This is a genomic window from Desulfosporosinus paludis (genome assembly GCF_045689965.1).
In the GTDB taxonomy this organism is placed as follows: domain Bacteria; phylum Bacillota; class Desulfitobacteriia; order Desulfitobacteriales; family Desulfitobacteriaceae; genus Desulfosporosinus; species Desulfosporosinus paludis.
The window spans coordinates 2,972,271-2,985,145 of sequence record NZ_CP144211.1; the positions used below are offsets into that span (position 1 = coordinate 2,972,271).

Sequence of the window (12,875 nt, forward strand, 5' to 3'; positions counted from 1 at the left end):
TTAATCCTCAGTCTCAAGTTCGTCAGAATCCACTGAATCCGTATCTTCAGGACTGTCGTCTTCTCTCATGGCAACCTTTGCCATGGCGACCACTGAGCTGTCATCTCCGGTTCGCATGGTCAAAACTCCGTGAGCAGTACGTCCTTGATTCGAGATACTTGATACTTGGATACGCAGCATAATTCCATTATTCGTGATAACCATAAGTTCATCTTCCACTTGTACTACTTTAACACCTATGAGCATACCTGTTTTAGCATTTAACTTCATCACAATGATACCTTTGCCACCCCGCCCTTGAACCCTAAATTCTTTAAGATCTGTACGTTTGGCAAAACCATTTTCACTCATAGTTAAAAGTTCGCCTTCATCTCCAATGACATCCATGCCCACAACTTCATCGTTTTCTTCAAGTTTTATTCCTTTTACGCCCCGCGCTGTTCGACCCATATATCTTACCTCCGCTTGAGGGAAACGAATCGCAATTCCCTTCCGCGTTGCCAATAAAATGTCATCTAAGCCTTGGGTTAACTTCACTCCTATCAATTCATCTCCTTCATCAAGGGTTAAAGCGATTAAACCTTCCCGACGAGAAGAATCGTATTCTTGAAGTGCCGTTTTCTTCAAGATGCCTTTTTTAGTGGCTGTAATCAAGAAATAATCCGAACTGTAATCTTTAATAGCCATAACCGCTGTAATCATTTCATCTTGACCTAAACTCAAGAGATTGATAACTGCAGTTCCCTTGCCGGTTCGACTAGCCTCTGGAATCTCATGAGCCTTGAGACGATACACTTTACCTTGTGACGTAAAAAAGAGAATATACTGGTGTGTAGTTGTGATAAAAAGATGTTCTACAAAGTCCAGCTCTTTGGTGGCCATCCCATGGACACCCTTACCGCCCCGATTCTGACTTTTATACGTATTCAAAGGCAAGCGTTTTATATAACCATAGTGGGTTACTGTAATGACAACCTCTTCTTCAGCTATCAGATCTTCAATATCCATCTTACTGACATCGATCGTAATCATAGTCCGTCGAGGATCTCCGAATTTCTGTTTAATTTCATTGATTTCATTTTTAATAATTTCAATAACCATGCTCGATGATGCAAGAACAGACCTAAGATAAGAAATTGTTGTCATAAGATCATGATATTGATTTTCCAACTTCTCACGTTCTAGTCCTGTTAAACGTTTCAAGCGCATATCCACAATCGCCTGAGCCTGTTTCTCACTTAAGCCAAAACGACTCGACAAATTTTCTCGCGCGTTCGTCTCATCTTCTGAAGAACGAATCGTTTCAATAACTTCGTCAATGTGATCTAGAGCAATTCTCAACCCCTCAACGATATGGGCCTCTGCTTCAGCTTTATTTAGTTCAAATCTTGTTCTCCGAACGATAACATCCTTTTGGTGTTCAATAAAGTAATGGATCATATCCTTAAGAGTCAGAACTCTAGGCTGATTGTTAACCAGCGCTAACAGATTGACACCGAAGGTTTCTTCCATTTGAGTGTGTTTATACAGCTGATTTAAAATAATTTGAGGATTAACATCTCGTCTCAATTCAATCGCAATGCGCATTCCTGAACGGTCAGACTCATCTCTCAAGTCTGTAATCCCATCGAGCTTTTTATCCCGTACTAGTTCGGCAATTTTCTCAATTAATCTAGCCTTATTAACCATGAAAGGGATTTCTGTAACGACAATCCTCATCTTTCCGGATTTCTCCATGTCCTCAATTGTCGCCTTAGCCCGAGTTTTGATGGAACCTCTGCCTGTCGTATAGGCAGATCGAATTCCTTCATAACCCATAATTGTTCCGCCCGTCGGAAAGTCAGGACCCTTAACATAATTCATTAAGTCCATACTGGATAGCTCAGGATTATCTAATAAAGCAACCGTGGCATCAATAACTTCGTTCAAATTATGAGGTGGTATATTTGTTGCCATGCCCACAGCAATTCCTGAAGAGCCATTCACCAACAAATTGGGAAATTTAGCTGGTAATACTGTAGGTTCATCTTGTTTCTCATCATAGTTTGGAGTAAAGTCGATCGTATCCTTATCGATATCCGCTAACATATACGTAGCTAGTTTAGCCATGCGCAGTTCTGTATAACGCATTGCTGCAGCGGAATCCCCGTCAATTGATCCGAAATTTCCATGTCCGTCAATTAGTGGATAACGACTGGCAAAATCCTGATCCATCCGTACTACAGCATCATAGATCGAGCTATCTCCGTGTGGGTGAAATTTAGCCATACAATCCCCGACAAGCCTTGCTGATTTACTATAAGGTTTATTCGGGGTCATACCTAATTCATGAAGAGTATAAAGAATTCTGCGGTGAACCGGTTTCAGCCCATCTCGAACATCAGGCAATGCCCGACTGACAATAACACTCATAGAATAGTCAATGAAGGACTTTCGCATTTCATCCGCAATTTCAACGGGTAGAACTTTTCCCCCTTGGATTTCATCCGCCATGAATGAGCACTCCTTTAAGTATCCAAATTACGTACATCTTTAGCGTGACGATGAATAAAATCACGCCGTGGTTCGACCTTATCACCCATTAACATAGAAAACATTTCTTCGGATCTGATGGCATCCTCAATCGTCACCTGTAAAATTGTGCGTTTTGCTGGATCCATTGTAGTTTCCCATAACTGTTCAGGATTCATCTCTCCTAAACCTTTATACCGCTGAATCTCAACTTTTTCTCGGCCTATTTTATCTAAAATCTTGTTGAGTTCATTATCAGAATAAGCATATTGTATTTCTCTTCCTTTTTTTACCTTAAAAAGAGGAGGCTGGGCAATATATACATAGTGATTTTCAATTAACGGCTTCATATATCGATAAAAGAACGTTAATAACAGGGTCCGAATGTGTGCACCATCAACATCAGCATCCGTCATTATGATCAGTTTATTATACCGAGCCTTGCTAATATCAAAATCATCCGAGATACCTGCTCCCATCGCTGTAATCATCGCTCTGATTTCAGCATTTCCTAAGATCCTATCGAGTCTGGCTTTTTCTACATTTAAGATCTTCCCCCGCAACGGCAAGATAGCTTGAAAACGTCGGTCCCGTCCTTGTTTCGCGGAACCCCCTGCACTATCACCCTCCACAAGATACATTTCACAGAGATCGGGTTCTTTCCAAGAACAATCTGCTAATTTACCCGGTAAAGAAGTTCCCTCCAGAGCGCTTTTGCGTCGGGTTAACTCTCTCGCTTTACGAGCAGCATCCCGTGCACGTGCAGCTTGAACAGATTTGTCAATAAATTTTCTCGCCAGCGCTGGATTTTCCTCAAGAAAAATACTGAGCCCTTCTCCAGTTGCCGAGTCAACAATACCTCGAATTTCACTGTTTCCAAGTTTTGTCTTTGTCTGCCCCTCAAACTGAGGGTCAGGGACTTTTACTGATATAACTGCGGTTAACCCTTCCCGAATATCATCACCGGACAAATTTGAATCAGAGGGCTTTAATAAGTTACTTTTGCGCGCATAATCATTAATGACTCGAGTTAAGGCAGATTTAAATCCTGCTTCATGGGTGCCGCCTTCTTGAGTATTAATATTATTAGCATAAGAATACAGATTTTCGGAATAACTATCATTGTATTGGATACATACTTCTACTTGTACTTGATCTTTTGTGGTTTCAATAAAGACGGGCTGAGGATGTAAACAATCCTTATTCTTATTAAGATAAATGACAAAATCTTGGATACCGCCTGTATGAAAAAATGTTTCTTTAACGTCAGTACGCTCATCATAGAGATTAATTTTTACGCTTTTGTTCAAAAATGAAAGTTCACGAAGCCTATGTGCTAAAATATCAAAATCATAGACTGTGTCTTCAAAAATTTCCGGATCAGGCATAAAGAATATTTTCGTTCCTGTTTTTTCTGTAGCACCTATATCGATAAGTTCAGAAGTAGGCTTTCCTTTGGCGTATTCTTGATGGAAAACATGTCCCCCTTTAGAAACTTCGACAGTAAGCCATTGTGATAAAGCATTTACAACACTTAAACCTACTCCATGCAAACCACCTGAAACTTTATAGGCACTTTCACTACCGCCAAATTTTCCACCGGCATGTAATACCGTCAAACACACTTCTACTGTAGGTTTACCCATTTTAGGGTGGATATCTACAGGTATCCCTCGCCCATTATCAACTACAGTAATGCTGTTGCCCTTATGAATAAAAACGTCAATTTGATCACAAACACCAGCCAACGCTTCATCAATACTGTTGTCAACAATCTCATAGACAAGATGGTGGAGGCCTCGGCTGCTCGTTGAACCAATATACATACCAGGGCGTTTACGTACAGCTTCTAGTCCTTCAAGAACTTCAATTTGCCCCGCATTATAATTGTCACTTGGATCTTGAATATTGAAATCTGTATTTTCTTCCAAAGCTGTTTCCTCCCAAAATATACCTTCAACCTTATTATTGTACACTAAATCAAAAAATGTTTCAATTTCCTTACCAATGGAACATTGCCACTAAACGTCTTTTTTGAAATACGACACTCAGCGGCACATATTTTTGCAATTTTTTAATACTCACTACTCATCAATCGCAAAAAAAGATCGTTTAAATAATGTAGTCGAAGAAATGGGAGACAAAAAGTAATTGTCATTTGTAATGATCAAGGATTTTTCCTTACCAGGCTCAGAGATATAGGTAAGATTATGGTTATCTTTAATGTTACTTAGAAAATTATTATTAATCTTCCCTTCTGATGCTATTTCAAGGTCAATAATTGCTACAACTTTATCCTTTTTAATCAGTACATCACTGCCAAGATGCAAATACATTTACCGTTCCCTCCTTATATGCCCTTGTTCAACATGATATAGTGCACCGTCATCAAGACGACTCTCAGCGCCCGTCATAGTTATCAATGTCTGAATACTTGAAGACTCAATAAACTTTATTAAATAGTTTCTCCTGAAACTATCAAGTTCAGACAAAACATCATCTAACAAAAGAAGGGGATATTCTCCCTTTTCTCGACGTATTATTTCTAATTCTCCTAGTTTCAAACTCAAAACCATAGAACGCTGTTGACCTTGTGAAGCATAAAGACGTGCAGGTTTTTCATCTAAAAGGATATGCAAATCATCACGGTGAGGTCCGACGAGAACCATCTGTCGTTCTATTTCCTGATCCATTTTCTGATCTAGGAATTGTGGCAATTCTGAAAGAGCCTCTTGAAAATCCTTTTTACCTAAAGCATAATAATGAATTTTTAGTTTTTCCTTTTGAGACGTTAGATTTACATAAATTTGATCAGCAACTTCTTGAATCCGATTGGTTAGCTCTACACGCTGCAGAACGATTTTCTCGCTCAATTCAATGATTTGCTTATTCCAGAGTTGTAATTGAGCATATTTTGAAGATCGTTCAATGTGTGCTTTTAAGAGAGCACTCTTTTGTTGAATCACTTTGTTATAAGCATTTAGAATACTTACATATCCAGGTCGAATCTGAGCAATATGCAAATCTAAAAATCTTCTTCGTTCAGAAGGTCCACCTTTAATCATGACAAGATCATCGGGCGAAAAAAAGATGACGTTAATTGTACCGACAAAATCTGATAAACGCTGACAAGAAACTTGATTAATTTTCACACGTTTTTTTCGGTCTTTATAGTGGCTCTCTAAGAAGATTTTATGGTGATTTGCAATAAAATCACCATAAAGATGGAACTCCTGTTGATCCCATTTTAAAAGTTCATGTTCACGTTGTACTCGATAGGATTTTCCAGTTAAAAGATAATAAATTCCTTCGATAATATTTGTTTTGCCTTGCCCATTATTCCCTATTAATACATTAATACCAGGCATAAATTGAACAGATTCGTCGTCATAGTTACGAAAGTTTTGTAAATGGAAATTGTTAATATTCATCGTTTTAAACTTAAGACATTCTAACAGGTAATACAAGATAGAGATAATTCGGATTGTCTAAAGGGCGCATGACACCCGGGCTATAGGGTCCCGAAAGTTCGAACATTATCTGGTCACTGTCGATAACTTTTAAAGCATCAATTAAAAATTTGGCATTAAATGCAATCATAACATCTTTACCTTGTGTAGAGATCTCTACTTGCTCAGAAATTTTACCCAATTCTGTCGTCTGATCAATTCTTAATTGTGTACTTTCAACTTTAATTCGAATAATATTTGCCCCACTCTTATCATGTGATAACAATGAAGCTCTTTCAACGGCTTCTAAAAAATTTCTAACAGAAAGGTTAATTTTAGTTTCACAAGTTTGAGGGATGACTTGTTTATAATTAGGAAACATTCCTTCAATTAATCTTGAGACTAGAAAGATTAAGCCAAATTGAAAAACAACTTGGGTTTTATTAAAACTAATTAATAAGTATTCATCCTCATCACGTAGTAACCGATATATTTCCGACAAAGTTTTAGCAGGTATAATCCCGCTAAAACTTGCATCTTCAGGATTTTCTATCTCTGAAATACTATAAGCCAGTCGATGAGTATCTGTCGCGACAAGGCGGAGGTTGGAACCTTCAATTTGTAAAAGAGTCCCGTTAAAGACCGGTCTATTTTCTTCAACAGCACATGAAAATATCGTTTGTCTTATCATGTTCTTGAAAACTACTGTAGGAATGCTAAAAGAAACTGGTTCGATCAAATCTGGAAGTAGGGGATATTCTTCCGGATCATATCCTCTTAACGTAATTTCTGACTGATAATAATATATAGTAATAGATCCATCTTGTTCTTTTATTGTTATTGTTGTATCTGGTAATTTACGAACAACTTCAGCAAAAAGTTTCGCCGGAACAACAATAACCCCCTCTTCTTCAACCTGAGCAGGAACTTCACAACGGATTCCCAGCTCAAGATCTGTTGCTGCAAAACGCAGGCATTGTTGTTCGGCGCTTATTAAGATCCCGGAAAGGACGGGTAATGTATTCTTACTAGATACTGCCCGCTGTACGGCATTTACTCCGGAAAGAAGTGAATCCTTTGAGCAGAAGATTTTCATACTGAATCCTCCTAAAAATTTTCCCTGTTCTAAATTGAGTTAAGTATTAATAAGATAATAAATAGTAGTTATAGTAGTATCCCTTGTCAACTTGTGGATAAGTAGAATATATAGGCAGAAACCCTGAATTTATGGATGTTGAAAAATGGGTGGACAAACGGATAAGTTTTATCCACATGTCCACAAACAATAAGATGCTCTGAATTTATTAAGATAATGTAAACAAGTTATCCACATAAGAATCTTAACGATATCTTTTCTCTATTCATTTTGAATCCGTTGAATCATTTCATTAATCTTTTTTTCTAATAACGGATCATTTTGTATAGCCTGAGATATTTTTTCTTGGGCATGCATAACTGTTGTATGGTCTCTTCCGCCAAATTCGTCACCTATCTTAGGCAGAGAGGAATCGGTTAATTGACGTGATAGATACATGGCAATTTGGCGAGGAAAGGCGACAGCACGAGTTCGTTTCTTTGCTTTAAATTCATTAGGGGATAGGTGAAAATATTCTGCTACAGCTTTCTGAATTGAATCAATCGTAATTTGCTTAGAGTTATTGGTAGGTAAAATGTCCTTAAGAGCCTCCATAGCAACTTCAGCAGTGACAGGCATCGAGCTTAGTGAAGCAAAAGCGATGACTCTAATTAAAGCTCCTTCAAGTTCTCGAATGTTGGTATGTATTTTATCAGCGATGTAAACCATGACCTCATTCGAAACTTGTAAATTTTCAACTTTAGCTTTTTTTCTTAAGATAGCAATTCTAGTTTCTAGATCTGGGGCTTGGATATCCGTGATAAGACCCCATTCAAACCTTGAACGTAAACGATCCTCTAAGGTTGGAATTTCTTTAGGAGGACGGTCTGAGGAGATAATAATTTGTTTATTGGCCTCGTGAAGCGCATTAAATGTATGGAAAAACTCCTCTTGAGTGCGTTCTTTTCCCGCTAAAAACTGAATATCATCAATTAAAAGAATGTCCACATTTCTATAATGATTGCGAAATTCAATAGAGTTTTCATCGCGAATTGAGTCAATAAGTTCATTGGTAAACTTTTCGCTTGAAACATAGAGAACTCTCGTATTAGGTGAACGTTGAAGGACGTGATGACCTATAGCATGCATAAGATGAGTTTTTCCTAAACCCACGCCACCATAAATGAACAGTGGGTTATAAGATTTTGCGGGTGATTCCGCAACGGCAAGTGATGCAGCATGTGCAAAACGATTACTATTGCCGATGACAAAGGTATCAAACGTGTATTTGGCATTAAGAGAGTTTGGCAAAGGTTCATTCTGTTTTAAAACAGTTTCGGATATCGCTGATGGGGGGTTCGGTTCTTCAGCGATAGATTCCTCAGGGGATGGGATAATGAAACGGAGGCTTACAGAGTGGCCTAACACTGATTGTACAGAGGATCGGATTAAAGATGCATAACGACTTTCCAACCAATCTTTAGCAAAATCATTAGGAACACTGATCACTAAAGTATCCCCATCTATCGTCAAAAGTTGGGTGGAACTTAACCATGTTTCGAAGCTCGGTCTGGTTAGTTCGGTTTTCAGTTTTTCAAGTGTTTCCTGCCACAATAATTGGGGTGAGATTGGTTGTGGTGGCATGAATGGACCTCCCTTGTCTAAGAATGTAAGATTAATGACAATAAAAAAGTTATACACAAACTTATACACATTTGTGGATAACTTGATCTAATTGCGAACTGTGGATAATAAAAAACAAGTTTGCAGTTGCCTTAAGCTGGTGTGAAACTATAATATCAAGTTTTCAGAGGGTTATCAACAGGAAGATATGGGGTTTTATTAAATTATTCACAGTGGATAACTTAAAAACGCTTTATGTTATCCACATCTTGTAGTGGAACCTTGCTTGACAGATTAAAAATTATTAGAGTATAATCTTTAAGTAAGTCTGTTGCCTTTGATGTTTCTTTTTTATGGGTATAAAGGAGGTGTCTTTAAATTGAAGAGAACATATCAACCAAAGAATCGCCGTCATAAGCGAGTTCATGGTTTTCTAAGTCGAATGAGTACGCCAACAGGGCGAAATGTGATAAAACGCCGTCGATTAAAAGGTCGGAAGAAGTTGTCAGTTTAAGGCCGCAATTATGTGGCCTTTTTTTAAATCAATAAATAATATGCTCCAAAGGACCATAAAAGGTTTAAATATTGTCTTCTGGAGTTAAAATATGAAGGAATTGTCACGGATGTAAGCCTGGAGGAATTATGCTTAAAAGAGAATTACGTTTACGAAAGAAATCAGGCTTTCAAGCAATATTTACAAATGGGAAGAATTTTTCTGTAAAACATGCCGCTGCCTATATCTTAAAAGGAAATAAACAAACTTTTGGATTTATTGCTTCGAAAAAAGTTGGCAATTCAGTTCAACGAAATCGTGCTAAGAGACTTTTACGGGAGGTCGTTCGATTACATATCTCGGAAATTAAACCTGATTTGCAAATTATTTTTATTGCAAGAGCCAATATCAGAGGAGTTTCCTTTATTGAAGTCGAAACGTCTATCATGATGATGTTGAAAAGAGCAAATGCTTTAATTTTGAAATGAGTCGTTAATGTGAAATGTTTATTAGTATTGGTGCTGCGCTTTTACCAGAAATTTATTTCTCCTCTAAAAGGGCAAACATGTCGTTTTTACCCGACATGTTCAGAATACTCTATTCAGGCGTTACAGAAGTATGGTCTTTTTCGAGGAAGTTATAAATCAATCGTCAGAATTTTAAAATGCCATCCGTTTCACCCTGGAGGGCATGATCCAGTTTAAGGAGGGCTTTTGTGAACATTATTGTACAATGGATGACATATTTATTAAATATACTTTATAATCTGTCTTCCGCCGTGGGGCTTCCTAATTATGGTGTTGCGATTATCCTTTTAACGATTTTAATTAAAACGATCATCTATCCTTTAACCTATAAACAAATGGCTTCGATGCGCAAAACAGTTGATCTTCAGCCGAAAATCAAAGCGATTCAGGCAAAGCATAAGAATGATAAAGAAAAAGCTAATGCTGAAGTTATGGAATTGTATAAGGAGCATAAAGTAAATCCAATGGGTGGTTGTCTTCCTATTGTTGTGCAGTTACCAATTTTTTGGGGTTTATATAGCACTCTCCGAAATTTCCCTTATGGTGCTTCGGCTGCTTCTGCGCATTGGTTTTTAGGATTTGATTTGACAAAAATCTATGGATTTAGTCCGACTTATCATATTATCTTACCTTTGTTTGCTGCTGCCACAACTTATTTTCAAACAAAAGTAACGAATCCAAATGCATCGACAGATCCAACTCAAAAGACGATGTTGTATATAATGCCGTTATTTTTCGCCTATATTAGCGCCACGGTACCGTCTGGTTTGGCTTTATATTGGGTAACTATGAACTGTGTCTCGATTCTTCAACAACTATATATCAATCGTAGATTGTCGAATCAAAAGAAAAGCGCAGCATAGATATTGGGGAAGACGTGAGGAGGATCGTTCATGAGGGTTGCAGAGAAAACCGGAAAAACGGTTGAAGAAGCGATCGCAGCTGGAGTTCAGGAATTAGCCGTTGATCGTCAATATGTCAATGTTGAAGTTCTTGAGGAACCTACTAAAAAAGGCTTGTTCGGTCTCTTTGGAACAAGACTTGCTAGAGTTAGAGTCTCTTATGAAGATAATCCTGGTCATTTGGCAACTGAGTTTATTAATAATGTTTGTCAGGCTATGGGAGTTAAAGCAGATACTCAAGTCGACAAAGATGCTGAAAACTGGCATATCAATATTACCGGGCCAGAGCTTGGCATATTAATTGGCCGTCGAGGAGATACTCTGGATGCATTACAGTATTTGACAAACTTAGCAGTCGCAAAGAAGTTATCTGAACGGATTCGAATTATTGTTGATGTAGAAGGATATCGATTGCGCCGTGAAGAGACACTGATTCGTTTAGCTAAACGATTGTCTGAAAAAGTCAAGCGAACGGGTGTTAGAATTGTTTTAGAACCTATGAATCCCCATGAACGAAGAATTATTCACACTTCTTTGCAGGATGATATCAGAATATCTACCTTTAGTGAGGGTGATGATCCCAACCGTCGTGTAGTCATTGCTCTTAAAAGAGGTTAAAGTGTATTTTTAACCACCTTCCAACTTAATGGTTTTAGGATAAAGATTAAGGTTGAGGGGAAGAGTCCCCTCTTTTTTATATAATCAGAAAGTCTAACATTTCGTTGCATACTTTCTGAAGTATAAGTGCAATTATGGCGGCCGCCCGCTAAGTTTTTTTAACTTTTTAAAGGTTAATTGTTCATTCGGCCCACAGCATAAAATCATAGATCAGTGGTCTAAATTTTGATATTATTGATACTTGCATTAGTTTAGGGATACTTTAACGTTTAAGATTTTAGTAGTCATTCGTTAATTAATAGGAGATGATCAGGTGGAAGAAACTATTGTGGCAATGGCTACAGCAATGGGTGAGGCAAGTGTCCATATTATCAGGCTAAGTGGGCCTGAAGCGGGAAGAATTATAGAAGAATGTTTTGAGCCTCGATCAAAAGAACGATGGTTGCGTGGAGAAAATTTCTCACTTAACTTAGGTTTCTTTCGAGATGAAGGTCATATTCTTGACGAAGTCCTGCTTGGCAAAATGTTGGCTCCCGGTTCATTTACCGGTGAAGATGTCTACGAAATAAATTGTCACGGTGGGCCTTTTGTCGCTCAGAGAATTTTGCGTGCTTGTCTTCGTCATGGTGCTCATGCTGCCGAAGCTGGAGAATTTTCCAAGAGAGCTTTTTTAAATGGTAAACTGGATCTAGTACAGGCAGAGGCGATCATTGATTTAATCAGTTCCCGTACAGAGATGTCGGCTAATTTAGCGTTGTCTCAGTTAAGCGGTGGATTGTCCCAGAAAATTTTGAGCCTTAGAGAAGATATTTTGAAAATCATGGCGTTTATCGAAGCAGGGATTGATTTTCCTGAGGATGATGTTGAAAGTCTAGATCGAGAAACTTTGGAAAAAAATTTGACGGATGTTTTAATTTTAAGTGAAAATCTCTTATTAGGAAGTAAGACAGGAAAAATTATACGGGAAGGACTTCTCACGGTCATTGTAGGTAGGCCAAATGTTGGTAAATCTAGTTTGCTTAATGCTTTGCTTCAAGAAGAGCGGGCTATTGTGACAAATATTCCTGGCACAACCCGCGATGAAATCAGAGAATCTGTCAGTGTAGGAGGAATACTCTTGCAGTTGGTGGATACTGCCGGAATTTGGGAAACTCAAGACGTCGTTGAACGTCTCGGGATCGAGAGAACGTGGAAGGCCTTAAAAACTGCTGAACTCATTTTATTAGTAGTACAAGCAAACATTCCTCTTTCTGAAGATGAAATGTATATTCTTAATGAGTATTCCGAAAAGGTAATTGTTCTTGTTAACAAAATTGATTTATTAAATATTAATGAGGCAATTACTATGGAACATAGCAGTTGTTGGATACCTTTTTCAATCCTACAACATATCGGCTTTAGTGAACTGGAAGAGGAGATAAGGAAGAGAGTTTATCAAGGAGAGGTTGCTAATAAAGATGATTCCTTTCTTTCGAACATTCGTCAGATTTCTTCTTTAGAGCATTGTCATGCTGCTCTGACACAAGCTAAGGTTAGTTTGCACCTCTCAATGCCATGGGATATTCTTTCTATTGATATTCGTCAAGCTCTTCAATACATTTCCGAGATAACCGGACATAATGTCCAAGAATCATTGCTCGAAGATATTTTCGCACGATTTTGCATTGGAAAGTAGGT

Annotated in this window: 12 protein-coding genes; 6 read left to right on the plus strand and 6 right to left on the minus strand. The window is 38.0% G+C overall.

All coding sequences use genetic code 11. The annotated features are described in order from the left end of the window. The 6 genes from gyrA to dnaA form a co-directional block, all read right to left on the minus strand. Nucleotides 1-2,493, minus strand: a complete 2,493-nt coding sequence (gene gyrA, locus VZF35_RS14970) for a DNA gyrase subunit A (RefSeq protein WP_407306022.1) — start codon at nt 2,491-2,493, stop codon at nt 1-3. A gap of 14 nt (nt 2,494-2,507) precedes the next feature. Beyond that, entirely contained in the window at nt 2,508-4,442 is a 1,935-nt protein-coding gene (gene gyrB, locus VZF35_RS14975) for a DNA topoisomerase (ATP-hydrolyzing) subunit B (RefSeq protein ID WP_407306024.1), read from the minus strand. A gap of 153 nt (nt 4,443-4,595) precedes the next feature. Continuing rightward, on the minus strand, nt 4,596-4,847 hold the full coding sequence (remB, locus tag VZF35_RS14980) for an extracellular matrix regulator RemB (RefSeq protein WP_407306027.1): 252 nt from the start codon (nt 4,845-4,847) through the stop codon (nt 4,596-4,598). Then, complete coding sequence (gene recF / locus VZF35_RS14985) at nt 4,848-5,942, minus strand: DNA replication/repair protein RecF (RefSeq protein WP_407306030.1); 1,095 nt, start codon at nt 5,940-5,942, stop codon at nt 4,848-4,850. 10 nt (nt 5,943-5,952) lie between these two features. Next, the gene (gene dnaN / locus VZF35_RS14990) at nt 5,953-7,056 is read right to left on the minus strand and encodes a DNA polymerase III subunit beta (RefSeq protein WP_407306032.1); all 1,104 of its coding nucleotides are present in this window, start codon (nt 7,054-7,056) and stop codon (nt 5,953-5,955) included. Between the two features lie 261 nt (nt 7,057-7,317). After that, nucleotides 7,318-8,679 (minus strand): chromosomal replication initiator protein DnaA, encoded by a 1,362-nt coding sequence (dnaA, locus tag VZF35_RS14995; RefSeq protein ID WP_407306034.1) that lies wholly within the window; start codon nt 8,677-8,679, stop codon nt 7,318-7,320. A gap of 358 nt (nt 8,680-9,037) precedes the next feature. Here dnaA and rpmH point away from each other — a divergent pair, with 358 nt between their 5' ends. The 6 genes from rpmH to mnmE all read left to right on the plus strand — a co-directional run bounded on the left by rpmH (nt 9,038) and on the right by mnmE (nt 12,873). Beyond that, the gene (gene rpmH, locus VZF35_RS15000) at nt 9,038-9,172 is read left to right on the plus strand and encodes a 50S ribosomal protein L34 (protein ID WP_007777819.1); all 135 of its coding nucleotides are present in this window, start codon (nt 9,038-9,040) and stop codon (nt 9,170-9,172) included. 128 nt (nt 9,173-9,300) lie between these two features. After that, complete coding sequence (gene rnpA, locus VZF35_RS15005) at nt 9,301-9,639, plus strand: ribonuclease P protein component (protein WP_407306037.1); 339 nt, start codon at nt 9,301-9,303, stop codon at nt 9,637-9,639. A gap of 9 nt (nt 9,640-9,648) precedes the next feature. Further along, the gene (yidD, locus tag VZF35_RS15010) at nt 9,649-9,855 is read left to right on the plus strand and encodes a membrane protein insertion efficiency factor YidD (protein ID WP_407306038.1); all 207 of its coding nucleotides are present in this window, start codon (nt 9,649-9,651) and stop codon (nt 9,853-9,855) included. A gap of 11 nt (nt 9,856-9,866) precedes the next feature. Further along, nucleotides 9,867-10,541 (plus strand): YidC/Oxa1 family membrane protein insertase, encoded by a 675-nt coding sequence (locus VZF35_RS15015; RefSeq protein WP_407306040.1) that lies wholly within the window; start codon nt 9,867-9,869, stop codon nt 10,539-10,541. A gap of 30 nt (nt 10,542-10,571) precedes the next feature. Further along, a complete protein-coding gene (gene jag / locus VZF35_RS15020) occupies nt 10,572-11,198 on the plus strand; it encodes an RNA-binding cell elongation regulator Jag/EloR (RefSeq protein ID WP_407306043.1) in 627 nt (208 codons plus the stop codon). A gap of 313 nt (nt 11,199-11,511) precedes the next feature. Beyond that, nucleotides 11,512-12,873: a tRNA uridine-5-carboxymethylaminomethyl(34) synthesis GTPase MnmE gene (mnmE, locus tag VZF35_RS15025; RefSeq protein WP_407306046.1), complete on the plus strand. Its 1,362-nt coding sequence runs from the start codon at nt 11,512-11,514 to the stop codon at nt 12,871-12,873. Nucleotides 12,874-12,875 lie beyond the last annotated feature (2 nt).

Coding starts and splice junctions, on each gene's coding strand:
- gyrA (WP_407306022.1), bottom strand. CDS start 2,493: ATGGCGGATGAAATCCAAGGGGGAAAAGTTCTACCCGTTGAAATTGCG.
- remB (WP_407306027.1), bottom strand. CDS start 4,847: ATGTATTTGCATCTTGGCAGTGATGTACTGATTAAAAAGGATAAAGTT.
- recF (WP_407306030.1), bottom strand. CDS start 5,942: ATGAATATTAACAATTTCCATTTACAAAACTTTCGTAACTATGACGAC.
- dnaN (WP_407306032.1), bottom strand. CDS start 7,056: ATGAAAATCTTCTGCTCAAAGGATTCACTTCTTTCCGGAGTAAATGCC.
- dnaA (WP_407306034.1), bottom strand. CDS start 8,679: ATGCCACCACAACCAATCTCACCCCAATTATTGTGGCAGGAAACACTT.
- rnpA (WP_407306037.1), top strand. CDS start 9,301: ATGCTTAAAAGAGAATTACGTTTACGAAAGAAATCAGGCTTTCAAGCA.
- jag (WP_407306043.1), top strand. CDS start 10,572: ATGAGGGTTGCAGAGAAAACCGGAAAAACGGTTGAAGAAGCGATCGCA.